General features: G+C 65.9%; 8 protein-coding genes. 3 read left to right on the top strand and 5 right to left on the bottom strand.

The window, feature by feature from the left end; translation table 11 throughout:
* Window positions 1–149 precede the first annotated feature (149 nt).
* From M5B96_RS08230 to M5B96_RS08220, 3 genes are read left to right on the top strand one after another with little or no spacing between them, the layout of a single operon-like run.
* The gene (locus M5B96_RS08230) at window positions 150–1,328 is read left to right on the top strand and encodes an acetyl-CoA acetyltransferase (RefSeq protein ID WP_248796191.1); all 1,179 of its coding nucleotides are present in this window, start codon (window positions 150–152) and stop codon (window positions 1,326–1,328) included.
* A 2-nt stretch (window positions 1,329–1,330) separates the two neighbouring features.
* A complete protein-coding gene (locus M5B96_RS08225) occupies window positions 1,331–2,872 on the top strand; it encodes a class I adenylate-forming enzyme family protein (protein WP_248796190.1) in 1,542 nt (513 codons plus the stop codon).
* A gap of 41 nt (window positions 2,873–2,913) precedes the next feature.
* Window positions 2,914–4,254 (top strand): MFS transporter, encoded by a 1,341-nt coding sequence (locus M5B96_RS08220; protein WP_248796189.1) that lies wholly within the window; start codon window positions 2,914–2,916, stop codon window positions 4,252–4,254.
* A gap of 34 nt (window positions 4,255–4,288) precedes the next feature.
* On the opposite strand, the gene M5B96_RS08215 is transcribed toward M5B96_RS08220, so the two are convergent.
* From M5B96_RS08215 to M5B96_RS08195, 5 genes are all read right to left on the bottom strand, one after another.
* Window positions 4,289–4,444, bottom strand: a complete 156-nt coding sequence (locus M5B96_RS08215; protein WP_248796188.1) for a hypothetical protein — start codon at window positions 4,442–4,444, stop codon at window positions 4,289–4,291.
* Window positions 4,445–4,517: 73 nt separating this feature from the next.
* Window positions 4,518–5,936: an efflux transporter outer membrane subunit gene (locus tag M5B96_RS08210; protein WP_248796187.1), complete on the bottom strand. Its 1,419-nt coding sequence runs from the start codon at window positions 5,934–5,936 to the stop codon at window positions 4,518–4,520.
* Window positions 5,936–6,763, bottom strand: a complete 828-nt coding sequence (locus tag M5B96_RS08205) for a helix-turn-helix transcriptional regulator (RefSeq protein WP_248796186.1) — start codon at window positions 6,761–6,763, stop codon at window positions 5,936–5,938. The genes M5B96_RS08210 and M5B96_RS08205 overlap by 1 nt, the downstream gene beginning before the upstream one ends.
* Window positions 6,764–7,047: 284 nt before the next feature.
* The gene (locus tag M5B96_RS08200; protein ID WP_248796185.1) at window positions 7,048–20,649 is read right to left on the bottom strand and encodes a non-ribosomal peptide synthetase; all 13,602 of its coding nucleotides are present in this window, start codon (window positions 20,647–20,649) and stop codon (window positions 7,048–7,050) included.
* Between the two features lie 4 nt (window positions 20,650–20,653).
* On the bottom strand, window positions 20,654–25,869 hold a 5,216-nt coding region (locus M5B96_RS08195; RefSeq protein WP_248796184.1), incomplete at its 5' end, for a non-ribosomal peptide synthetase.

Genomic DNA, 25,869 nt, shown 5'->3' with positions numbered 1-25,869 from the left:
TGGCATCCTGCCTCAAGGTAAGTCCGATACTGGCGATTTTCGGCCCGCAGTCACTACGTACCCTCGTACGTAATTGTACTAACTGGCGAGTGCTACCTGCGGTGCGCCATTGTAAGCAAAGCCTGATCCATGCCAAGAAGAAAATCACCATGATTCATGATTGTGTCTCCATCGTTGCGGCCGGCCACTCGCGTTTTGGCCGCTTAGACGGTTCCACCCTGGAAGATCTGATCGTTCAAGTGACCCGCCAGGCGCTGACGGACGCCGCGATCGACGCGGCGCAGATCGATGCACTGTTCCTCGGGCATTTCAATTCGGGCATGGTCGCGGACGGTTTCGCCAGCTCGTTGCTGCTGCAAGCCGACCCGGGGCTGCGTTTCAAGCCCGCCACCCGCTGTGAAAACGCCTGTGCTTCGGGCTCGGCGGCGATTCAGGCGGGGATCAACGCGATTCTCTCCGGTTCCGCCGAGTTGGTGCTGGTGGTGGGGGCCGAGAAGATGACGGCCAACTCTACGGCCGAAGTCACCCGGGCCCTGGCCGGTGCCGGCTACCAGAACGACAGCGAGGAGGCGGGGCTGAGTTTTCCGCAACTGTTCGGCCTCGCCGCGCAGCAGTACCGCGAGCGTTACCACTGCCCGATGGCGTCCATGGCCGCGATTGCCTCGAAGAACCACGCCAATGCCATGGCCAACCCCCTGGCGCAGATGCACCGGGTGATGGATTTCGAGCACTGCAACAATGTCTCCCAGTGCAACCCGCTGGTCGCGCCGTCGCTGCGCCTGACCGATTGTTCGCTGATCAGCGACGGCGCGGCGGCCATTGTCCTGGCTTCGGCCAAGCGCGCCCGGCAGTTTCGACGCGAAGTGCGGATCCGCTCGACGGCGCAGGTCAACGATATCCTGCCCATCGCGCGCCGCGACATCCTCGCCTTCGAAGGGCCGCAGCGGGCGATCCACGCGGCCCTGCGTGGCGCCAGTGTGACCCTCGGCGACCTTGGGTTTGCCGAGGTCCACGACTGTTTCACCATCGCCGAGCTGTTGATCTACGAAGCCATGGGCCTGGCGCCCAAGGGCGAGGGGCATCGCGCCCTGGATGACGGCACCGTGCGCCCGGGCGGGCGCCTGCCGGTGAATCTTTCCGGCGGGCTCAAGGCCAAGGGCCATCCGGTGGGCGCGACCGGCGTCTCGATGCATGCCCTGGCTTTCCGGCAACTGACTGGCGAGCCCATCGGCCTGGCCGCGGCGAACCCCGAGTTCGGCCTGGTGTTCAACATGGGCGGCATGGCGGTCGCCAACTACGCCTCGGTTCTCCAGGCACGCAGGAGCTGAGCATGAATATCGCCAACTGGCTGGACGATGCGGGCCAGCGGTGCCCGGAGCGTCCCGCCTTGTTCGAAGGGGCACGGCAAGTCGCCAACTATGGCGCCTTTGTCGCCTTGGTCCGGCACCGGGCCGGGTACCTGATCGAGGAGCACGGGATCGTCCCCGGCGAGCGTGTCGCGCTGTTCATGAAGAACTGTTGCGAGTATCTCGAGTTGCTCTACGCCATCTGGTGGATCGGCGCGGTGGCGGTGCCGATCAATTGCAAGCTGCACGCCGCCGAGGCCGGCTGGATCGCCGGCAATGCCCAGGCGCGGCTGATTTTCACCGATGGCGGCCAGGTGTTCGCGCCCGGACTCTTGCCCCAGGACTGCCTGGAGCTGGATCGGGAGGACATGGGCTCGTTTGCCTCGATCGCTTCGGCGGCCCCGGTCACGCCTTGTCCGCGGCAAGCCGACGACCTTGCCTGGCTGTTCTACACCTCCGGCACCACCGGCCGCTCCAAGGGCGTGATGCTCAGTCATGGCAACCTGACGGCCATGTCGCTGTGTTATCCGTTGGATGTCGATCCGGTCAGCGCCGAGGATGCGGTGGTCTATGCGGCGCCGATGTCCCATGGCGCCGGCCTCTACAACTTTATCCATGTGCGCCGTGCCGCACGGCATGTGGTTCCGGAATCCCGTGGTTTCAAGGCCGACGAGTTGTTCGCGCTGGCGAGCGGATTGGGCCATGTCAGCTTGTTCGCCGCGCCGACCATGCTCAAGCGCATGGTCGAGCAGGCGCGCCGGCAGGGCTACGGCGGCGAGGGCATCAAGACCATCGTCTATGGCGGCGCGCCGATGTACCTGGCGGACCTTGAGGATGCGCTGGACACCTTCGGTCCGCGACTGGTGCAGATCTATGGCCAGGGCGAGAGCCCGATGACCATCAGCGCCTTGTCCCGCGAGTTGATCGCCGATCGCCAGAACCCCGACTGGGCCTTGCTGGCCGCGTCCGTGGGCCGTGCCCAGTCGTGTGTGGAAATCCGTATTCTCGACCCCGGGCTCCGGCCGCTACCGCCGGGGCAGATGGGCGAAATCGCCGTGCGTGGCGCCACTGTCATGCACGGCTATTGGCGCAACGAGTTGGCGACGCAGCAGACCCTGGTGGATGGCTGGCTGCTGACCGGTGACGTGGGTTTTATCGACGACGCCGGCTACCTGACGCTGACCGACCGCTCCAAGGATGTGATCATCTCCGGCGGCTGCAACGTCTACCCGCGAGAAGTCGAGGAGGTGCTGGCACAACACCCGGGGGTCTTCGAAGTCTGCGTGGTCGGCGAACCGGATACACAGTGGGGCGAATCGGTGGTAGCGTTCGTCGTTGCGCGCATGGCCGGGACGCTCGATGAGTCGTCCCTCAATGCCTGGTTCATCGAGCGCATGGCCTCGTTCAAGAAACCGAAGAAGTACGTGTTTCGCAGCGAGCTGCCAAGGAACAGCTATGGCAAGATCCTCAAGACCGAGCTACGCCTCTGGTTGAAGACCAGCGCCAATGACACCCGTGTTCCCTGAATACCCTTTTTACGGATAGCCATCAGACAGGAGTCCCTTTCATGGGCATGCCACACAAAGACCCGGCCCGGCAACGGCGCCGGGCGTTTATCGGTGCGACCTCCGGCCACTTGATCGAGTGGTACGACTACGGTGTCTACGGTTTTCTCGCCGTCTATATCGGCAAGTCGTTCTTCGTCTCCGACGACCCCACCACCAGCCTGTTGGCCAGTTTCGCCGCCTTTGCCCTGAGCTTTTTCATCCGCCCCTTGGGTGGTTTGTTCTTCGGGCCGCTGGCGGACAAGATCGGCCGGCGCAAGACTTTGATCACCGTGCTGGTGATGATGGCCGGTTCCACCTGCCTGCTGGGGCTGTTGCCGACCTATGCGACGCTGGGGATCGCCGCGCCGATCCTGCTGGTGTTGATTCGCTGCGTGCAGGGTTTTTCCGCCGGCGGCGAGATCGGTACCATCACCAGTTTCATCTCCGAGTATGCAGGGCCCGGGCGGCGCGGTTTTGCCACTTGCTGGTTGATGGTGACCGCGGTGCTCGGCTTGCTCCTGGGCGGGGCGGTGGCCAACGGCATGACCTGGACCTTGGGCGCCGAACTGATGCAGGACTGGGGCTGGCGTATTCCGTTCCTGCTGGCGGCGCCCCTCGGCCTTATCTCGATGTACATCCGCCTGAAGCTCGAAGACAGCCCCGAGTTCCTCGCCTTGCTGCGCGCCGGGCAGACCTCGAAGGCGCCGCTGCGCGAGGTCTGGCAATGGAAGCGGGCGATTGCCCTGGTGTTCTTTATCATCACCCTGCACAGCTCGATCTTTTACCTGGTGCTGACCTTTGCCTCGACCTACATGTCGAGCATTCTCAAGTTCGACAGTGGCACGACCTTGCTCTATGTCTTCACCGCCAGCTTCTCGGCGGCCTTCGTCATGCCGTTCGGCGGCGCATTCACCGATCGCTACGGGCGCAAGCCGTTCCTGCTGGTGGTGGGCACCTTGGCGACCCTGGCGATGTACTGGCTATTCAAGTCGGCACCAAGCGCGACGGCGGCGTCGTTTTTCTGGCCGCTGATGGCGGTGGCGATCCTGTTCGGGCTTTATGCTTCGTCGACCTACGCACTGATGAGCGAGCTGCTGCCCACGCGCATCCGATCGACCGGTATCGCGGTGGCGTACAACATCCCGGTGGCGGTCTTCGGTGGCAGCGCACCGCTGATTTCCACCGGGTTGATCAAGCTGACCGGGGACATTACCTCGCCCTGGTACTTCTATGTCGGCACCGGGGTGGTCTCGCTGATCGCGCTGGTGCTGTTGCGTGAGCGGGACTTTGTTGCCAGCGCCAGTCCGGCCCAGGCTCGGCAGGTCATGCCAGGTGCAGGTGCAATGCCCGTCAGCCAATGAGCTCTTGAGAGCGCCAGCTCCTACAGGGCCGTGTTCAACCCTGATTGGCCGGCAGCGCCTCCCGGGGCGCGAGGATCAGGTCCCGGGCGGAGTAGAAACCCTGTACCAGACGGTTCTTGGCCCGGTACTCGCACAACACCAGCAAGGTGTCGGTGAGAGGGGCGGTGGTCTCGCCATGCGTGACCACCATTATCTTGCCGCCCGAGCGAAGGCGTACACGTGCCCCAGGTTCGAATGTGCCCATCTTCAGTGATCTCGCAAGGTTACAAGGTTTTGGCTGTCCGTTCCGTCCAACCCCCGCCGAGCGCCTTGTACAGATTGACCTCGGCGGTCAGTTGGGACAAACGGTCGGTGATCAGGGTCTGCTGGGCGCTGAACAGTGAGCGCTGGGCATCGAGAAAGGTCAGGCTGTTGTCGACGCCGATGCGATAGCGGCGCTCCGCCAGGCGGTAATATTCCTGGTTGGCCTGCACCAGATCGTTCTGCGCCTTCAGTTGATTCTTGTAGGTCTGGCGTGCCGCCAGGCCATCGGAAACTTCCTGGAAGGCGGTCTGGATCGATTTCTCGTACTGCGAAACGCGGATGTCCTTCTGGATCTTCGAGTAATCCAGGCTCGCCTGCAGGCTGCCGGCATTGAAAATCGGGATATTGATCTGCGGTTGAAACAACCAGCCCCCCGAACCGCCCTTGAACAGCCCGGACAGTTCATTGCTGGAAGTGCCCGCGTTGGCGGTCAGGGTGATGCTCGGGAAAAACGCCGCCCGCGCCGCACCGATGCTGGCATTGGCCGACTGCAACTGATATTCGGCCTGGAGAATGTCCGGGCGCCGCTGCAGCAGGTCCGAAGGCAGGCCGGCCGGCACTTCGGCGAACCAGTCGGCGGCCAATGGACGGCCGGACGGAGTGTCCGCGACCGCGGTGCCTACCAGCAAGGTCAGGTTGTTGAGGTCCTGGGCGACCTGGCGCTGAAAGGTCGCCAGGCTCGTCCGCGCGCTTTCCACCGACGTGCGCGATTGGGCCAGGGCCAGGGATGAGGCGGTGCCGACTTGTTGGCTGCGTTCGGTCAGGCGCAGGCTTTTCTCGTAGGAATTGAGCGTGTCCTGGGTCAACGCCAGCAGTTCCTGGTCGGCGCGCCAGGTCAGGTAGGCGTTGGCGACACTGGCCACCAGGCTCAACTGGGTACTGCGGCGTGCTTCTTCGCTGGACAGGTAGGTCAGCGAGGCCTGGTCACTGAGGGCGCGGATCCGGCCGAACAAGTCCAGTTCATAGGCACTGATCCCCAGTGTCGCCGAGTAGCTGCCACTGGTCACCGCGCTGCCGGTTTGTGTAATGCTTGCCGGTTGGCGCTGGCGGGTGCCGGTGCCATTGGCGCTGATCGCCGGGAACAGGTCGGCGCGCTGGATGCGGTATTGCGCCTGATAGGCCTCGACATTGAGGGCCGCCACGCGCAAATCGCGGTTGTTGAGTACAGCGCTTTCGATCAGTTGTTGCAGTGTCGGATCGCGGAACAGCTCGCGCCAGCCGACGTCCGCGGCCAGCGCAGCGGACTGGGCCGGGGCGTAGGCGGGCGTCTGTGGATACTGTGCGGCGACCGGCGCGGCGGGGCGCTGGTAGTCGGGGATCAGCGAGCAGCCGCTCAAGGCAAAGGCCATGGCCAGCCATGGGCTCAGGGATTTGTTCATTATGCTCCTATCATCCACTTGGCCAACCCATGTCGCCCGCTGACACCCAGCTTGGCCGCGGAACGCTTGAGGTAGGTTTCGATGGAACTGTTCTTGACGCAGAGTTTTTCTGCGATCTCAGGTACTGTGCCGCCGGCAAGCAGTCCCAGGCAGACCTCCTTTTCCCGCACTGAGAGCGTGACTTCGCAGGCATTCAAACGCTCGTTGAACTCGCGTTGCAGTTGCGTCTGTTCCAGGGCAACCAGGCTGCGCGCGGTTGTCCCGCCAGGGCTTTTCACACTGGATTGGCGATGGGCACGGGCGTGCCGTTCGGCCAGGGGCAACAAGGTCTCGGAGAGGTATTTCAAAAAGGACAGCTCTTGCAGGGAGTAGTCGCGATCGACCCGCGGACGGTGCAACGAGATCACGCAGCAACGATTGGCCTTGCGCGAAATCAGACTGCACTGATGGGACGTGCCGAGGCAGTTGTTGTCCTTCTCGTTTTTCATCCGTGCATTGAGGTGGATCAGCAGCGCGTCTTCCACCTCCAGCACCCGCTTGACCAGGGGATGGTCGTTGCGGTGCTTGGCATTGGTCGGGCACACCGCGTGCATCTGCGGGCTCAACTCGGCACCCGCGGCGCCCAGCAGTTGCACATCGACCACCGCCGCCTGGCCGTCGTCGACGGTCCATTCGCTGAGTTCGACCCGGCTGACCGCCACCGAGGCGTTGATCAACTGATGCATATTGCTCAGAAACGTTTCGTTTCCGACGCTGGAAACCAGTTTTCCCAGTTCCAGGTAAATGTGGGATTTCTCTACATCTTTGGCAGTCACTTGTTGAGTCATATGCTGATCCTGCATATCAGAAGTAGCTTGCAATTCTGTCGTCGGGGGATACGAAGTCCGTCCGTCCCCCCGGGACGCTCAAACCATTTCTAGCCTTGATATCTGGAAGGTCAGATATCACCTGTGAATCCATTCACAAAAAACGATTCAGTCTGGAGTGATAATTAAGCTCAGTTGTGTAGGAGAAGTCTGTAGTGGAAAACAGGGACATCCTACGCCGCCAAATCGGCGCTGTTGAGCTGACGCTGGTATTTTTGAGAATGAAAAGCGTTTATCCGTCCGTTTCATGACTGGGCACTCGTCTTCAACGCCTGGGAAATGGCCTGGCCCAGCGCGCTGACATAGGGCGCCTTGACCAGTGTGTTGTGGCTGCCGGGCAACGCCGTGTGGCTGATCGGCGCGTCGAGCAGGGCGCTCCAGCCCAGCAGCGGGTCACTGCGTTCCTGTCCGCTGGCGGTAAACAGCGTCACCTTGAGCGGCGCGGGTGGGCTGACATAGGCACCGACGGCCAGGCGAGTCGCATAGGCCACCGTGAGGTGGCTGCGCAACAGGCCGGCATCGACGTCCCGGGGCAGTTCCTCTGGCAGCAGTTGGTAGGCCATGCACAGTGCCAGCATCGCCTCGATGGCGTTTTCCTGCGCCAGTTCGCTCAGTTGTCGGCGTACCTCGGGCTCGACCTGCTCGGGCAGCCAGGCCATCAGGAATTGCCCTTCGCTCAAGGACTCCGCAGCGGCGGGCCCGGGGCGGGCCGAGGCGTCAATGATGCCGAGGAACTCCAGTTGCTCGCCGCCGGCTTGCAGCTGACGGGCCATTTCATAGGCGATCAGGCCGCCGGCCGACCAGCCGGCGATCCGGTAAGGCCCTTGTGGCTGGACCTGGCGAATCGCCGCGAGGTAACGCGTGGCCATGGCCGCCACTTCGAACAACGGCGTTTCTCCAGCGCCCAGGCCGCTGGCGGCGAGGCCGTAGACCGGTAGCTGGGGGTCGAGCACCGGGGCCAGGTCGCGGACATATTGCACTTCGCCACCCAGCGGATGGACCAGGAACAGCGGTCGTTGCGAGCCTGTGCGGCGGACCGGCACCAGGTTGCTGTGCTGGCCGGGGCGGGCCTGGCCGTCCAGGGCCCGGGCGAAACCGGCGATGGTCGGTTCGACGAACAGATCGCGCACCGCGATCGGCTTGCCGAGCACCTTGCGCAAGCGCGAGGCCATCTGCACCGCCATCAGCGAAATACCGCCGAGGCTGAAGAAGTCGTCATGTCGACTGATCTGTTCCAGCTTGAACAAGTCCTTCCAGAGGTTGGCGATGGCGATTTCGGTGTCACCCTGGGGCGCTTCGTAAGGCAGTGCCTCGGGCGGCTGTTCTGCAATGGCGGCGGGGGCGACCTCGGCATTGGCCGCGCGCGGCAGTCTCGGGGTGTTCTCCAGCACTTGGCCGATCGACTGCTGTGCGTCGCTCACCAGGTTCTCCAGGACCTTGGCAAACAGCCCGGCGATGGCCAGCACGGTTTCGCTGTCGAACAGATCGCTGGCGTATTGCAGGCTGCCGCCGATGCGTTCGCCGGTGTCGACCAGCGAAAGCGACAGGTCGAACTGGGTGGTGCGGTGCGCGCTGTCGAGCGACTCGACTTGCAGGCCGGGCAGTTGCAACGGTGCCGGTGGCGTGTTGTCCAGGCTCAGCATCACCTGGAACAGCGGGCTGTGGCTCATGCTGCGGGTCGGCTGCAAGGCACTGACCACTTGCTCGAACGGTAGGTCCTGATGGCTGTAGGCGGCCAGTGTCAGGTCCTTGATCTGCCCGAGCAGCTCGGCGACCCGGCTGTCGCGGCCGCTGGCGACACGCAGCGCCAGGGTGTTGGCGAAGAAGCCGATCAACGGCTCCAGCTCCGGACGTTGGCGGTTGGCGACCGGGGTGCCGATCACCACGTCGGCCTGGCCGCTGAGGTGGCTCATCAGCACCGACCAGCCGGCCAGCAGCACCATGAACAGCGTGCTGCCCTGGGCCTGGCTGAAGGCTCGCAGATCGGTACTGAGGGCTGGTGAGAAGGCGCAGTTGACGATTCCGCCGGCATAGCTCTGGATGGCCGGACGCGGGCGATCCAGTGGCAGGTTCAGCAGGCTCGGCGCGCCTTCCAGGTGCCGGCGCCAGAAGTCGACCTGGGCTTGCAGCGCCGGGCCGTCGAGGGATTGCCGCTGCCAGGCGGCGTAATCCACGTATTGCAGGGCCAGGGCCGGAAACGGGTCTTTGTGACCCTGGCTGAACGCGCTGTACAGCACGCTCACCTCATGGGCCAGGACACTGTTGGACCAGCCGTCGGAGACGATGTGATGCAGGGTGATCAGCAGCACATGTTCCTCGTCGGCCATCTGCAGCAGCTGGCCGCGCAACAGCGGGCCCTGGTTCAGGTCGAATAGCTGCGTGGCGTTGTCCTGGCCGAGACGGGCCAGGGTCGCCGCACGCTCATCGGCCGGCAGTTTGCGCAGGTCCTGCTGCAGCAGTGGGAAGCGGGTATCGGCCGGGGCGATTTTTTGCAGCGGTTCGCCGTCCACCAGTTCAAAGCGCGTGCGCAGGGTTTCGTGGCGCGCCACCAGGCGATCGAGGGTGGCGTGCAAGGCGGCCTTGTCCAGCGTGCCGCTCAGGCGCAAGGCCATCGGCAGGTGGTAGGCGGCGCCGGCGGCGTGATCCAGGTGATCGAGGAACCACAGGCGTTGCTGGGAGAACGACAGCGGCAGGCGGCCCGAGCGGTTGGCCAGGGGAATCGACTGCGCCTCGCTCGGCGCCGTGGCGTTGACCAGCGCGGCCAGGCCACGCACGGTCGGTGCGTCGAACAGCTCGCGCAGGGTGATCCGCGCGCCGAGCTTGCGCCGTAGCCGCGAGAGCAACTGCACGGCCAACAGCGAATGGCCGCCGAGTTCGAGGAAGCCGTCGTTGCGCCCGACCTGATCCAGGTGCAGCAAGCCTTTCCAGATCTCGGCGATGGCCACTTCGGTGTCGCCTTGCGGCGCCTCGTAGGCCTTGCTGGCCAGGGCGTCCTGGCCGGGGGCGGGCAGGGCGCGGCGGTCGAGCTTGCCGTTGGCGGTCAGCGGCAGGGCATCCAGATGGACGAAGGCGCTGGGCACCATGTACTCGGGCAGGTGCTTGAGCAATTCGCCGCGCAGGTGTTCGGCCGGCACCGGCTCGCCGCAGACATAGGCGACCAGGCGCTGGTTGTCCGAGTCGCCCTGGCTGTCGTCGCGGGCGATCACTACGGCTTCGCGGATACCCGGAACCGCCAGCAAGGCGTTTTCGATTTCACCCAGTTCGATCCGGAAACCACGGATCTTCACCTGGAAGTCGTTACGGCCCAGGTACTCCAGGGTGCCGTCGGCCAGCCAGCGGCCGAGGTCGCCGGTCTTGTACAGGCGCGCGTTTGCGACTTGAGAGAAGCGGTCAACGATGAAACGCTCGGCGCTCAGCTCGTCGCGATTGAGGTAACCACGAGCCACACCGGCACCGCCGATATGGATTTCCCCGGCCACGCCCAACGGTGCCGGTTCGCCACGGACATCGAGGACATGCACCTGGACATTGGCGATCGGCCGGCCGATGCTCGGTTTTTCGCCGAGATCGCGGATCAGGTCGATGGTGGCGTCGACCGTGCATTCGGTCGGGCCGTACATGTTGTAGAAGTGAATGGTCGGGCAGTTGCGCAGCTTCTCCCAGGTGCTGGCATTGATCGCTTCACCGCCCAGCAGCACGCTGATCGGCTGGTAGCTGCGGCGTTCCAGCAGGCCGGCGCAGAGCAGGGTATCGAGCTGCGATGGAGTGGAGTCGAAGGCATGCACCTGATGGGCTTCGAGGAAGTCCAGCAGTTCGCTGCCGCTGGCACGGATCAGTTGCGGGATGATCACCAGCTTGTGCCCGGAAAACAGCTGCGAGATGCCCTTGATCGACATGTCGAAAAAGAAACCGGCGTTGAGGGCCACGGTGGCTGGTGTCGGGCAATGCTGGTGGGTGGTGCGGGTCAGCACGTTCCAGAAGTTGAACACCGAACGGTGTTCGACCATCACGCCCTTGGACTGGCCGGTGGAGCCGGAGGTGTAGATCACATAGGCCAGGTTTTCCGCTGTCAGTCCCGGGACTGTCGGGTTGTTATCGAAGGCGTCGTCGTCTGCGGCACGCAGTGATTCGGCGGTATCGAGCAGCAACAGCGGCGTGTCGCCAGCCGGCAGGGTGAGTGCGGTCTGAGTCAACAAGGCTCGTGGTTGGCTGTCCCGCAGCATGAAGGCCATGCGGTCGGCGGGATGCGCCGGGTCGATCGGCACATAGGCGGCACCGGCCTTGAGTACGCCGAGCAACCCGACAATCATGTCCAGGCTGCGCTCGGCGCAGATGGCCACGCGCTCATCCGGTTGCACGCCGAGGGCCAGCAGTTGCCGGGCCAGATGGTTGGCGCGACGGTTGAGCTGGCGATAGCTCAGTTGGCGGTCTTCGCAGACCAGGGCGATAGCCTCGGGATTGGCGCGAACCTGGGTTTCGAACAAGGCGTGGATCGGCTCTGCCGGAGCAAACCCGGTGGCGGTGTTGTTGAAGCGGTTGAGCAGCAATTGCCGCTCGGCTTCGGGCAGCACTTGCAGGCTGCTGGCCGGACGTGCCGGGTCTTGCTCAAGCGCCTCGACCAATTCGGCAACGGCCTGGCCCAGATAGGCGGCGATACGCTGCGGATCGATACCGCTGATGGACTGTGCGGTCAGCGAGAAACCGCTGGCCACGTTGGCCACGGCAATCTCGATCGGGTAGTTGGTGCGGGTTTCCGAGGCGATGAAGTGGATACCTTCATGCTCGCCCATGTCCTCGACGTTCTCCCCGGAGGCATTCACCAGGTCGCCGTGACGGCAGTTGAGGATCACCGTGAACAGCGGCAACGACGCATCCACCGCGCTGCAGCGCTGGGCCAGGGCCAACGGCGCCTGCTCGTGGGTCAGCAGCTCACTGAGCTGCTGGTAGGCGTCCTGGACGATATCGGCCACGCTATGGTGTTGCAGGCGAATACGCATCGGCAGGGTGTTGATGAACATCCCCAGCGCATGGTCGGCACCGGTGGTGCCCTGGGAGCGCCCGGACAGCACGGTACCGAAGATTCCGTCGTCGCGCCCGCTGGTGGCCGCGACCACCAGGCCCCAGGCCGCATGGAACAATACCGAGGTCGGCACGCCCTGGGCGCGCGCGGTGCGATAGACCCGGGCGCTGAGATCTTCGCTCAGGTGCTGCACCGCCCGCTGGATCCCGGCGCCGTTGCCGCGCACATCGAGCACGCCATACGGCGCGGTGGTGGCGTCGACATCGGCCAGCAGGCGGCGGAAGTAGGCCTCGTGCTCGGCCTGGGAGACGCTGGCGGCCTGGGCGATGAAGTTGCGGTAGGGCTGCGACGGCGGCAGGCTCTCGGCCTGGCCGGCCAGCACCGCCTGGATCTCCAGCATGATCAGGCGCAGGGTGACGTTGTCGCTGACCAGGTGGTGGTCGAGCAATGCCAGCAGCCACTGTTCGCGCTGGGCATCGTAGGTGACGTGCGCGGCGATCAGCGGTGCCTGTTGCAGGTCCAGGCGCAGATGATGGGTATCGGTGCGCTCGCGCAACTTCTGCAAGGCGTCTTCACCGGGCGCGGTGTCGAGGTTGATCACCGGCAGTTGGGCCCGGCGATGGACCACCTGCACTGGTTGCGGCAGGCCATGCCAGCGCAGGGCGGTACGCAGGATGTCATGGCGGTTGATCACCACCTGCACGGCGGCGAGGAAGTTGTCGAGCAGTGCGCGAGTGCTGAAGGTCACTACGGTGCGCATCAGGTAGGCGTCGCCTTCGGCCTGCAACAGGTGGTGGAAGAGGATGCCTTCCTGCAGGGACGACAGTGGGTAGATGTCCTGCACGTTGGCGGCGCCACCGTGAACATCGGCGACGATCTGTTCGATTTCCTGCTGGCTCAGCGTCACCAGTGGCAGCATCTGCGGGGTCAGCGCGGTGCAATCGGCCGGGATCAGGTTGGCCGGCACCACCCGTTCGGCGCTGCTGCCGCCGGCGAGGACGGTGGCCATGGCTTGCAGGGTCGGTGCCGAGAACACGGTGCGCACATCCAGTTGCAGGCCGGCCTGGCGCAGGCGCTCGATCAGGCTGATGACCAGGAAGGAGTGACCGCCGAGTTCGAAGAAGTGATCCTGGCGCCCGACCCGCTCAACGCCGAGCAATTCCTGCCAGGCGCAGGCCAGGGTGGTTTCGATCGCTCCCAGCGGTGCTTCGTAGTGGCGGCTGACGGCGGCGGACAGGTCCGGTGCCGGCAGGGCCGCGCGGTCGAGCTTGCCGTTGGTGGTCAGCGGCCAGGCCTCAAGGGGCACGAAGGCGCTCGGCAGCATATGTTCGGCCAGCACGCTGGCCAGTTGGCTGCGCAGGGCCGAGGACGCGGGAGCACTGCCGTCTTCGGCGATCAGGTAGGCCACCAGGCGTTTGTCGCCGGGCTGGTCCTCACGGACGATCACCAGGGCTTCGCGGACTTCGGCGCAGGCCAGCAATTGCGCCTCGATCTCACCCAGCTCGATACGGAAGCCGCGGATCTTGATCTGCGAGTCGTTGCGGCCGACGTAGACCACGCCGCCATCGGCGCGGTAGCGGGCCACGTCGCCGGTGCGATACAGGCGCGCGCCCGGCACATCGGAGTAAGGGTCGGCGATAAAGCGTTCGGCGTTCAGCGCCTCACGGTTCAGGTAATGCCGGGCGACCCCGGCGCCACCGATATAGATCTCGCCATTGACCCCCACCGGCACGGGTTGCTGGTAGTCGTCGAGAATGCGCAGGCACAGGTCCGGCAGCGCCGGGCCGATCAGGCTCGGTGCCGCAGTGTCGATCTCGGCCTGGCTGACCGGGTAGTAGGTGGCGTGTACGGTGATCTCGGTGATGCCGTACATGTTCACCAGGCGGGTACGCGCCAGCGGGGTACTCGCGGTCCACGGCCGCAGGCTGCGGAAGTCCAGGGCTTCGCCGCCGAAGATGACTTCGCGCAGGGCGTGCTCCTCCTCGCTGCGGCCGCGCGCCTCGATAAACTGGCGGAAGGCGCTCGGCGTCTGGTTCAACACGCTGACCTGCTGGCGGCAGACCAGCGCGTAGAAGTCATCCGGCGAACGGGCCACGTCGCTCGGCACGATCACCAGCTTGCCGCCATGACTCAGGGCGCCCCAGATTTCCCAGACCGAGAAGTCGAAGGCGAAGGAGTGGAACAGCGTCCAGGTGTCGTTGTGGTCGAAGTCGAACAGCTCGGCGGTGGCATCGAACAGCCGCGCGACATTGCCGTGCTCCACCAGTACGCCCTTGGGCAGGCCGGTGGACCCCGAGGTGTAGATGACGTAGGCCAGGTGCTGTGGCCCCAAGCCCAGCTCGTCGGCCTGCGGGTTCCGGTCCAGGGCGCTGTCGGCGGCCGCGTCTTCGCGGTTCAGTTCGTCGAGCTTCAGCACCGGCACGTCGTGCGCCAGCAGGGCGTCGAGGCAGGCCGACTGCGCCAGCAGCGCCACCGGCGCGCTGTCGTCCAGCAGGTAGGCGAGACGTTCGGCCGGGTAGGCCGGGTCCAGCGGCACGTAGGCGGCACCGGCCTTGAGCACGGCCAGTACCGCGCAGAGCATATCGACGCCGCGCAGGGCGAGGATCGCCACCCGATCATCCGGGCGCACTCCCTGGCCGAGCAGGGCGCGGGCAATGCCGTTGGCGCGGCGGTTGAGGGCCTGGTAAGTCAAGGTCTGTTCACCGTAGACCAGGGCGGTGCGCTGCGGGTGGTTGGCGGCCTGGGTTTCGAAGCGCTGGTGAATCAGTGGCCCCGCGGCGAATACCGCCTTGGGTGGCAGCAGCGCCGGCGAGGCCTGGCGCTGTGCCGGGCTCAGCAATGGCAGGCCGAGTACCGGTTGCGCGACATCCTCGAGCATGGCTTCGAGGAGGATCTGGAAGTGCTGGGCGAAGCGCTCGACGGTCGAACGGTCGAACAGGTCGCTGGCGTACTCGATCACCCCGGACAGGCTGCCGTCGCTGGTGCCGAGGGTCAGCATCAGGTCGAATTGCGCGGTTTCGTGGGCCTGGGCCACGGGCACCAGGCTCAGGCCCGGTAGGCTCAGTTCGACGCCGGCCGGGGTATTGTCCAGCGACAGGGCGACCTGGCACAGCGGGTTGTGGCTCAGCGAGCGCGGCGGCTGCAAGGCCTCGATCACTTGCTCGAACGGAATATCCTGGTGCTCGTGGGCGGCCAGGGTGGTCTGGCGGACCTGCTCCAGCAGTTGCGCCACGCTCGGGTTCTGCCCGAGATCGACGCGCAGGGCCAGGGTGTTGACGAAGAAGCCGATCAGGTTCTCGGTTTCGGTCCGGCCACGGTTGGCGGTCGGCACCCCGATCACCACGTCGCGTTCGTTGCCCAGACGTGCCATCAACACCGACCAGGCACTCAGCAGGCCCATGAACAGGGTGATGTTGTGGGCCTGGCAGAAGCGTTCCAGGCGCTGGTACAGCAATGCATCGATCTGCACCGGTACATCGCCGCCACGGTAGCTCTGCACCGCCGGGCGTGGCCGGTCGGTGGGCAGCGACAGCAGCGCCGGGGCGCCGCCCAGGTGCCCGCGCCAGAACTCGGCCTGCTCGGCCAGGCGTTCGCCGGTAAAGGTCCGGCGTTGCCAGGCGGCGTAGTCGGCATACTGGATCGACAGGGCCGGCAGCGGGTCTTCCTGCTGCTGGCTGAAGGCTTGGTAAAGGGCGGCGAATTCCTTGACCAGCACCCCCACCGACCAACCGTCGGAGATGATGTGGTGCTGGGTGATCAGCAGGACGTGCTCGTCATCCGCCAGGCGCAGCAGGCGCCCGCGAATCAGCGGGCCCTGGTGCAGGTCGAAGGGGGCGGTGGCTTCGCTGTTGCCGATGCGCGAGGCACTGAGGCTGGCCTGTTCGTAGGACAGCGTGCGCAGGTCCTGTTCGACGAGGACGAAACCGCAGTCCGCCGCGGCGATGATCTGCACCGGCTGTTCGCCGTGGCGGGCGAAGGTGGTGCGCAGGCTTTCGTGGCGCTCTACCAGGCGGTCTAGAGCGGCCTTGAGCGCGGCCCGGTCGAGATCGCCGCGCAACAGCAGCGACATCGGCATGTGGTAGGCGCTGCTGGCGCCCGGGTCGAGTTGGTCGAGGAACCACAGGCGTTGCTGGGAGAACGACAGCGCCAACGGCGCATTGCGCTCGACCGGCCCGATGCTGTCGTGGTCGGTTGCTTGCAGGCCGCCGACCACCCGTGCCAGTTCGGCCACGCTGGGGTGGCTGAACAGCTGGCGCAGCATCATCTCGCCGCCCAGTTGCTGGCGTACCCGGGAAACCAGTTGCGCGGCCAGCAGGGAGTGACCGCCGAGCTCGAAGAAACCGTCATGCCGGCCCACGCGTTCCAGGCCCAGCAGCTCCTGGAAGATCTGCGCCAGGGCGTGTTCGGTGGCGCCTTCGGGGGCGCTGTAGCCGCGCTCGGACATGGCGTCCAGGTCCGGTGCCGGCAGTGCGTCCTGGTCCAGCTTGCCGTTGCCGGTCAGCGGGTAGGCCGCCAGGCTGACAAAGGCGCTGGGGATCATATAGTCGGGCAGGGTGGCGCCCAGTTGCTTGCGCAAGGCCGCCACTTCCAGGCGGACGGAGGGCTTGGCGATCAGGTAGGCGATCAGGCGCTTGCCCTGGCTCAGGTCATCTCGGGCCAGGACCCGGGCTTCGCGCACGCCGTCACAGGCCAGCAGCTTGGCCTCGATTTCCCCTAGTTCGATACGGAAACCGCGAATCTTCACCTGGGCGTCCATCCGCCCCAGGTGAATGATTTCGCCGTTGTCCAGCAACTTGCCCAGGTCGCCGGAGCGGTACAGGCGCTCGCCGGGACGCAGCGGGTCGGCGATAAAGCGTTCGGCGCTCAGCTGCGGACGGTTCAGGTAACCACGGCCGACACCGAGGCCGCCGACGCAGATTTCCCCGGCCACGCCGATCGGCAGCAACCTTTGCTGGGCGTCGAGGACATAGGCCACGGTGGTCGGGATCGGCCGGCCGACATTGGAAATGCCGGCGGCGATATCCGCCGCGCCGATGGCCTTGTAGGTCACGTGCACGCAGGTTTCGGTGATGCCGTACATGTTCACCAGCGCCACATGGGCGAAGGTCCGATGGAAGGCGTCGAGCTTGCCCAGCTCCAGGCTTTCACCGCCGAAGATCACATAGCGCAAGTGTTCCAGGCGCACATCGCCGCGGGCCAGGGCGGCGCCGCTGAGTTGCAGGAAGGCCGACGGCGTCTGGTTGAGCACCGTCACCTGCTCGCGTTCGAGGAAGTCCAGCAACTGCGCCGGATCGCGGCGCAGGGCTTCGGGCACCAGGGTCAGGCGACCGCCATGGAGCAGGGCGCCGTACATCTCCCAGACCGAGAAGTCGAAGGCGTTGGAGTGGAACAGCGACCAGACATCGTCGGCGTTGAAGGTGAATTCCGAACGATTGTTGTGCATCAGGCGCACGACGTTGCGGTGTTCCAGCAGCGCCCCCTTGGGTTCGCCGGTGGAGCCCGAGGTGTAGATCACATAGCAGAGATGCTCCGGGGCGTTGACGTTGGGCAGGTTGGCCGCGCCCTCGGCGTTGTTGCACGGCGCTTTGGTGGACTCGGGGGCGAAGACCTCGATGCCGAGTGCCAGCAGGGCCGGGCTCATGTCCTGGCCGGCGACGGCCTTGCGCGCGCCGCTGTCACGCAGCACATAGGCGATGCGCTCGGCCGGCGCACCAGGGTCGATCGGTACATAGGCGGCGCCGGCCTTGAGCACCGCCAGGGTGGCGACGATCATCGCCAGCGAACGGTCGAGGACAATCGCCACCAGCTCCTGCGGCTGCACCCCGGCGTTACGCAAACGATGCGCGAGGCGGTTGGCCTGCTCGTTGAGCTGGCGGTAGCTCAGGCGTTCCTCGCCGAGGTTGACGGCGATATTGTCCGGGGTCCGCTGGACCTGTGCCTCGAAGATCTGCTGCAGGGTCAGGCTGTCGGGCCAGGCCGCCTCGGTGTTGTTGAAGTCGAGGACCTGCCGTTGGCGCTCGACCGCATCCAGCAGGGCGACATCGTCGACGCGCTGTTGCGGGGTGTCGACAAAGGCCTGCAGCAGGCGCACGTAATGGCGCATCAGTTGCTGGATGAATTCGGCGTCGAAGAAGTCGGCGTTGTAGGCCAGGTGGCCGTTCCAGTGTTGCTCGCCTGCGCTGATCAGCAGGTGCAGGTCGTTCTTGCCGTAGCCCAGGTTGGTTTCCAGGCTGTTGACTTCGAGGCCCGCCACCAGGGCGCGGTTGTCGGTCAACTGCTGGAAGTTGAACAGTACGTCGAACAGGGCGGTACGGCTCATGTCCTTGGCCGGATTGAGGGCCAGCACCAGTTGGTCGAATTGCATGTGCCGATGGTGACGGGCGTCGGCCAGGGTCCCGGCGGTCTGTTCCAGCAACGCCTGCAGGGTGGTCTCGCTGTCGCAGGCGCCACGGATCACCAGCAGGTTGTCGAGCGGGCCGACCACGTCCTGCAGGGCCGGTTCGCGACAGGCCGCGGTAGTGCCGATCACCAGTTCATCGTGCCCGGCGTAGCGCCGCAGCAGGGCGGTGAAGGCACTCAGGGCCAGGCTGTCGGTGCTGACACCGACTTCCCGGGCCAGGTTGTCCAGGCGCCGGGCCAGCGCGGCCTCGATGACGAACTCATGGGTGGCTTCGCTGAACACATGCACCGCGGCTCGTGGGCGGTTGAGCGGCAGCTCCAGGGCCTGCAGCTTGCCGCGCAGTTGATAGCTCCAGTAGGCCCGCAGGTTTTCCCGCACGGCGGCCGGCAACTGGCGCTGCCAGGCGGCGAAGTCGCCGTAACCCAGGGACAGTGCCGGCAGCGCGGCCTCGCGCTCGGCGCAGGCGGCTTCATAGAGTGCCAGCAGGTCGCGCTTGATCAGTTGCATGGACGTGCGGTCGGCCAGCAGGTGATGCACGGCCAGGGCCAGCACGGCATTTTTCTCGTCGGCGCGCACCAGGCTGGCGCGCACCAGGCTGCCGCCGTTCATCTCCAGCGGGCGGCGGGTTTCGGCCAGGGCGCGGCTGCGCATCTCGCCCGGGGTGCTCTGCAGTTGCTCCAGCGCGAGGCTGGCCGGGCCGTCGAAGCTCTGCCAGGCACTGGCACCGTCGGAATGCACCCGGCAGCGCAGGATGGCGTGGCGGGCCAGCAGCCCGTCGAGGGCGGTTTGCAGGGCCGGGACCTGCAATTCACCGAAGATCTCCAGCAGCAGCGCGACGTTGTGATAGACCGGGTTGGCCGCGTACAGGTAGCCGGTTTCGAAGGTGTCGACGAACCAGACCCGTTCCTGGTGATAGGACAGCGGCATGCGCGCCGGAAGCGGTGCCAGGGCGCTGACCTCGGGCAGGGCCAGGGCCGGGTCCAGCTCCAGGGCGCCGATGCGGGTTTGCGGGGCCTCGGTAAAGCAGCGCAGCAGGCGCTCGAAGCGCGCCGCCAGGCGTTCGACGGTGCTGGCGTCGAACAGCGCGGTGGAGTACGACAGGCTGCAGGACAGGCTCGAACCGCCTTCGTCGATATGCAACGACAGGTCGTGCTGGGTGTTGTCCTTGTGTGACGGCAGGAATTCCAGGTTCAGCCCCGGTAGTTGCAGCTGCCCGCCGGCACCGCCGGCGTTGGTGTAGAGCATGGTCTGGAACACCGGGCTGTGGCTGGCGCTGCGCGGCGGCTTGAGAGCCTCGACCACTTGCTCGAACGGCGTGTCCTGGCGACTGGCGGACTCCAGCATCAACTCCTTGACCTGTTGCAGCATCTGGTCGAGGGTCGGGTTGGCGTCCAGGCGCACGCGCAGGGCCAGGGTGTTGACGAAGAAACCGATCAGCGCCTGCACGTCCTGGCGGTCGCGGTTGGCGGTGACGGTGCCGATCACCACGTCCTGCTGGCCGCTGATCCGGCCGAGCAATACGGCCCAGGCGGCCATCAGGGTCATGAACGGGGTCGCGGCGCGGGACTGGGCGAAGCGCGTGATGGCCGTGGACAGGGCCACGGGCAAATCGAAGCTCAGGGTCGCACCACGGTAGTTCTGTACCGCCGGGCGCGGCCGGTCGGTGGGCAGCGAGAGCAGGGCCGGGGCCCCGGCCAGGTGACTGCGCCAGAACTCGACGTGCTGGCCCAGGCGTTCACCTTCCAGGTGCCGGCGCTGCCAGGCCGCGTAGTCGGCGTATTGCAGGGCCAGGGCCGGCAGGGGATCGGCCTGGCCGCTGCTGAACGCCTGGTACAGTGCGGCGAATTCCTTGACCAGCACACCGATCGACCAACCGTCGGAGATGATGTGGTGCTGGGTGATCAGCAGGCGGTGTTCATCGTCGGCCAGGCGCAGCAGGCTGCCACGGATCAGCGGCCCGTGGAGCAAGTCGAACGCTGCCGTCGCTTCCTGTTCGCTCAGTTCGGCGGCCTGTGCTTCGGCCTGTTCCCGGGGTAACTGGCGCAGATCGTGTTCCGCCAGGCTGAAACCGCAGTCGGCCGGGGCGATGACTTGCACCGGCTGCTCGCCGTCGCGGCGGAAGGTGGTGCGCAGGCTTTCATGACGGGCCACCAGGCGATCCAGGGCGGCCTTGAGTGCGTTGTGATCAAGGCTGCCGCGCAGCACCAGGCAGGCCGGCATGTGGTAGGCGGCGCTGGCCGTCGGGTCCAACTGATCGAGGAACCACAGGCGTTGCTGGGCGAACGACAGCGCCAACGGACCTTCGCGGTCCACGGCAACCATGTCGTCCTGGGGGGTATCGACGCTCCGCGTGGCGCCGCGCTGCTTGAGCAGGCGCAGCATGGCGGCACGTTTCAACTGGTCGAGACTATCGTTATGTGAGTTCAATTTATCAAGCATCCTTGGAGACGATAGCGAGCAGTTCGCTTTCAGACAGCGAAGCCATTTCTTGTTGCAGGTCCAGCAGTTCGTCCGACTCGTACTGCGCCAGTTGCAAGGTGGTGACCAGGTCGGCCAGGGCCTGCAGCGACGGGTGTTCGAACAGGCCCCTCAGAGGCACTTCGACACCGAAGGTCTCGCGGGCCCGCAGGGTGACCTGCACCGCCAGCAGCGAATGCCCGCCGAGTTCGAAGAAGTCGTCATGCCGGCCGATGCGTTCCAGGCCGAGCAGGTCAGCCCAGATCGCCGCCAGCAGGGTTTCGGTCTCATCGTTGGGCGCTTCGTATTCGCGGTGGGCGAAGTCCTCGGCGGCCGGGGCCGGCAGGGCGCGACGGTCGAGCTTGCCGTTGGGGCTCAGCGGCAGTTGCTCGACCAGCACGAAGGCCGACGGCACCATGTAGTCCGGCAGTTGCGAGCTGAGGTACGGACGCAGGGTCTGGCTGGCATTGCGCCCGGCCAGGTGCGGCTCGACGCTCAGGTAGGCCACCAGGCGGGTGCTGCCCGGAACATCCTCGCGAGCGATCACCGCCGCCTCGCGTACACCCGGCAGGGTCAGCATCAAGGCTTCGATTTCTCCGGGTTCGATACGGAAGCCGCGGATCTTCACCTGCTGGTCGTTACGCCCGAGGAACTCGAGCACGCCGTCGGCGCGCATCCGCACCAGGTCGCCGGTACGGTACATCCGTGCGTCGTCGCCGAGGCCGAACGGGTCGGCGAGGAAGTGCTCGGCGTTCAACTGCGGCCGGTTCAGGTAGCCACGGGCAATCCCTTCGCCGCCGATGTACAGCTCACCGGAAACGCCCAGGGGCACCGGCTGGCCCTGCGGATCGAGCAGGTACAGGCGGGTGTTGGGGATGGCCCGGCCGATCGGCACCGTGCCCTGTTCATCACCGCCGCAGCGGTGCACCGTGGCCCAGACCGTGCCTTCGGTGGGACCGTATTCGTTGTACAGGCTGATGGCCGGTTCGAAGCTTGCGCATTCCTGCGCCAACAGTGGCGGGCAGGCTTCGCCGGCGACAATCATCTCGCGCAGGCTGGCGTGTCCCTTGCCATTGGTCAGGCTGCCCAGCACCAGGCGGCCCAGGGACGGCACGCAGAGCAGGGTGGTAATCGCCTTGGCGTCGATAAAGCGGGCGATGGCTTGCGGGTCGCGGGCGGTCTCGGCATCCGGGATGCACAAGGTGCCGCCGCTGACCAGGGTGCCGAAGATCCCCGCCACCGAGCTGTCGAAGGCAATCGAGGACAGCAGCAGGAAGCGCCGCTCCTCGTTCGGGGCGTAGACCGCGCAGCGGGCCAGGGTCGAGGACACCAGGTTGCGATGCTCGATCATCACGCCCTTGGGCTTGCCGGTGGACCCGGAGGTGTAGATCACATAGGCCAGGTGCGCCGAGGTCAGGGCGTCGGCGGCGAATTGCGGATTCTCCAGATCGGTTGCCGGCGTCAACGTATCGGCCTGTTCGAGTGCCAGGTAGCGGGTCGCGCCACTCAGTTCGCCCACCGCTGCGCGTCCGAGCGGATCGGCCAGCAGCAGGCGCGGCTGGGCATCCTCGACAATCGCGGCAAGGCGTTCGGCCGGGTAGGTCGGGTCCAGCGGCACATAGGCGGCGCCGGCCTTGAGGATGGCGAGGATGCTGACGATCATCGCCGCGCCGCGCTCGACGCAGATGGCGATCAGGTCACCCGGCTGGGTGCCGGCCGCGATCAACTGCTGGGCCAGGTGGTTGGCGCGGGCGTTGAGCCCGGCATAGTCAAGGCTGCCCCGGGCATCGACCAGGGCGATGGCCTCCGGCGTCCAGCGCACCTGCTCTTCGAACAGCTGCTGGATGCAGGCGTCCGTCGGGTAATCCAGGCGGTTCTGGTTGAAGGTCTCCAGCAACAGGGTGCGTTCCGCCGACGGCAGCACATCCAGTTGTGTCAGCGGGATCTTCGGCGTGTACATCAGCGCCTGGGTCAGTTGCTCCAGGGCCCGCTGCATCAGGGCGCAGAGCCGTTGCGGATCCACCGGCCGCACGCTTTGCACCAGCAGGCCCAGGGCCTCGCCGTAATCGTTGACCGAGAGGGTCAGCGGGTAGTTGGTCCGCTCGGCGCTGCCGAGCATGCGCATGCCCGGCCATTGCAACTGGTTGTCATCGCTCTGGTGGCGGTAGTTGAGCAGGCTGGTAAACAGCGGCAGGGCCGTGGCCACGCCGCTGCAACGCTGGGCCAGGGCCAGTGACGCCTGTTCGTGGGCGAGCAGTTCGCCGAGGTCGTGGTGGGTCGCCAGGACCAGCTCGTGGGCGCCGTGGTCGGCCAGTCGGACCCGCACCGGCAGGGTATTGATAAACACCCCGAGGGCCCGTTCGGCACCCGCCGAACCTTGCAGGCGACCGGCGACCACGGTGCCGAAGACCACGTCGTCACGGCCAGTGCAGCGGGCCAGGACCTGGGCCCAGGCCACATGGAACAGCACCGCCGGGGTCATCCCGCGTTCGCGGGCCTGGGCCCGGATACGCCGGCTGAGCTCATCGCTCAGGTGCACCTCGGCCTCTTCGATGTGGTTGCCGTCGCCCTGGATTTCCAGCAGGTCGAAAGGCGCGGTGGGCGCGTCGACATCGGCCAGGCGGCGGCGGAAGTAGGCCTCATGGACTTCGGCCGGAGTGGCCTGGGTCTGGGCGATGAAGTCGCGGTAGGGTTGCGGTGCCGGCAGGCTGTCGGCCCGGCCGTGGAGAATCGCGTGGATTTCTTCCAGGACGATTTCCAGGGTCACATGGTCGCTGGCCATATGGTGGTTGAGCAGCGCCAGCAACCAGCGCTCGGAGTGCGGGTCGCGGGCGATGCAGGCGCGCATCAACGGCGCCTGGCGCAGGTCCAGGCGCAATTGCCGTGGGTCGTTGAGGTTGCGCAACTGTTCCAGCGCGTCCTTGTCGCTGTCCAGGGTGACACTGTGCACCGGCAGGCGCGCCTGGCGTTGCACCACTTGCACCGCCTGGGGCAGGCCATCCCAGTGCACGGCGGTGCGCAGGATGTCATGGCGCCCGATCACCACCTGCAGGGCGCTGATAAAGGCGTCGAGGTGCTGGCGGTCGTCGAACTCGAGCATCGAGCGCACCAGGTAGGCGTCACCCTCATGGCCGAGCAGGTGGTGGAAGAGAATGCCTTCCTGCAGCGGCGCCAGCGGGTAGATGTCCTGGATATTGGCGGCCCCGCCAGGTACGGCGGCGACGATTCGCTCCAGTTGCGTGGCGTTCAGGGTCACCAGCGGCAGCAGGTCCGGGGTCAGCCGGGTGCAATCGGCCGGAATCCGGTTGGCCGGAGTCTGGAAGCGGATCTCATCGGCCTGGTTCATCGACCGGGCCAGTTCGCGCAGGCTCGGGGCGCTGAAGACTCGCCGGACATCGGTGCTCAGGCCTTGTTCGCGCAGGCGTTCGATCAGGCTGACCGCCATCAGCGAATGGCCGCCGAGTTCGAAGAAACCGTCGTGGCGACCGACACGCTCCAACCCGAGCAATTGCTGCCAGATCTCGGCGATAGCTTGTTCCACCGGGCCCTGGGGGGCCTCGTAGGTGCGGCTGGCGTAGGCGTCCTGGCCGGGCTCCGGCAGCGCCCGACGGTCGAGCTTGCCGTTGGCGGTCAGGGGCAGGACATCCAGCACCACGAAGGCGCTCGGCACCATGTGGTTGGGCAGGCGGCTCAGCAGTTCGGCGCGCAATTGCTCGGCGCTGGCCGGTTCGCCGCACAGGTAGGCGACCAGGCGCTTGCTGTCGGCTTGTGCGGCCTGCTGTTCGCGGGCGATCACCGCCGCTTCGCGCACCCCCGGCAGGGCGGCGAGGGCCGCTTCGATTTCCCCCAGTTCGACGCGCAGGCCACGGATTTTCACCTGGTCGTCATTGCGTCCGAGGTATTCCAGGGTACCGTCGGGCAGCCAGCGACCGATATCACCGGTCTTGTACAGGCGGGCATTGGCCTGGGTGGAGAACGGGTCGCGGATAAAACGCTCGGCACTCAGTTGCGGCAGATTCAGATAACCACGGGCAACGCCGACGCCGCCGATATGGATCTCGCCACGTACCCCCACCGGCAGCAATTGCCCGTGGCTGTCGAGCACATGCAGTTGCATATTGCGGATCGGCCGGCCAATCGGGATCGAGCGCTCCTGGTAGGTCGCCAGGTCCGTGTCCGCCGTGTGCCAGGCGACCACGTCACTGCACTCGGTGGGACCGTAGCTGTTGATCACCGCCGGGCGTGGTTGGGCGAGTTTTTCCAGCATGGCGATCTGGATCGGCTCGCCCCCCAGGACCACGCGTTTCAGGCAGGCCAGGGCCTGCTCCGGATCGGCATCCACCAGGGCGTGGAAGGCACTCGGTGACATGTTGATGTGAGTGACGCCGGCCTCGGCGATCTGCGCGACGATGGCCGCGGGGTTGAACGGTTCTTCGGCCAGGTGCAGTGCGGCGCCGACCATCAGCGGCGCGAGGATGTTCTTCTGGGTCAGGTCGAAGTTGTAGGAGGAGGCCAGCAGCACCGCATCCCCGGCATGCAGCGCGAGGTCCTCGAGGTACCAGTCGAGCAGGTTGCGCAGGCCGCGATGTTCCACCATCACGCCCTTGGGCAAGCCGGTGGAGCCCGAGGTGTAGATCACATAGGCCAGGTGGCCGAAGTTCAGCTCTGCTACTTGCGGGTTGTGAGCCGCCACGTCGAGCAGCGTCGGGTCGTTCAGTTCAACGGTCGCCAGGCCCTCGGGTAGTGGCAGTTCGTCCAGTCCTTGCTGGAACACCAGGGCCCGTGGCGCGCTATCGGCGAGCATATGGACCAGGCGTTGCGCCGGGTATTGCGGGTCCAGGGGCACGTAGGCAGCGCCGGCCTTGAGGATACCGAGCAGGCCGATGACCATTTCCGGGCTGCGCCGGGCACAGAGGCCGACGGTGTCGTCAGGCCGCACGCCGAGGGCGATCAGGCGATGGGCGATGCGGTTGGCCCGGGCATTGAGCTCGGCGTAATCGAGGTTCTGTCCGGCGCAGACCAGTGCCACGGCGTGCGGAGTGAGCGCCGCCTGGGCTTCGAAGACCCGCTGGGGCAAGCGCTGCGGTTGTTCGTCCAGGGTGGCTTGTGGCGGATTGAAAGTCGTCAGCAGTTGTTCGCGCTGCTCCACATCGAGCCATGGCAGGTTTGCCAGCGGTTGCCCGGCGTCAC

Source organism: Pseudomonas sp. MWU13-2105 (assembly GCF_023242315.1).
Taxonomy (GTDB): Bacteria; Pseudomonadota; Gammaproteobacteria; order Pseudomonadales; family Pseudomonadaceae; genus Aquipseudomonas.
The sequence above is the reverse complement of the archived record's forward strand: the minus strand, read 5'-3'. Positions and strand labels throughout refer to the sequence as shown.

Coding starts and splice junctions, on each gene's coding strand:
- M5B96_RS08215 (WP_248796188.1), bottom strand. CDS start 4,444: ATGGTGGTCACGCATGGCGAGACCACCGCCCCTCTCACCGACACCTTG.
- M5B96_RS08225 (WP_248796190.1), top strand. CDS start 1,331: ATGAATATCGCCAACTGGCTGGACGATGCGGGCCAGCGGTGCCCGGAG.
- M5B96_RS08205 (WP_248796186.1), bottom strand. CDS start 6,763: ATGACTCAACAAGTGACTGCCAAAGATGTAGAGAAATCCCACATTTAC.
- M5B96_RS08230 (WP_248796191.1), top strand. CDS start 150: ATGATTCATGATTGTGTCTCCATCGTTGCGGCCGGCCACTCGCGTTTT.
- M5B96_RS08220 (WP_248796189.1), top strand. CDS start 2,914: ATGGGCATGCCACACAAAGACCCGGCCCGGCAACGGCGCCGGGCGTTT.
- M5B96_RS08210 (WP_248796187.1), bottom strand. CDS start 5,936: ATGAACAAATCCCTGAGCCCATGGCTGGCCATGGCCTTTGCCTTGAGC.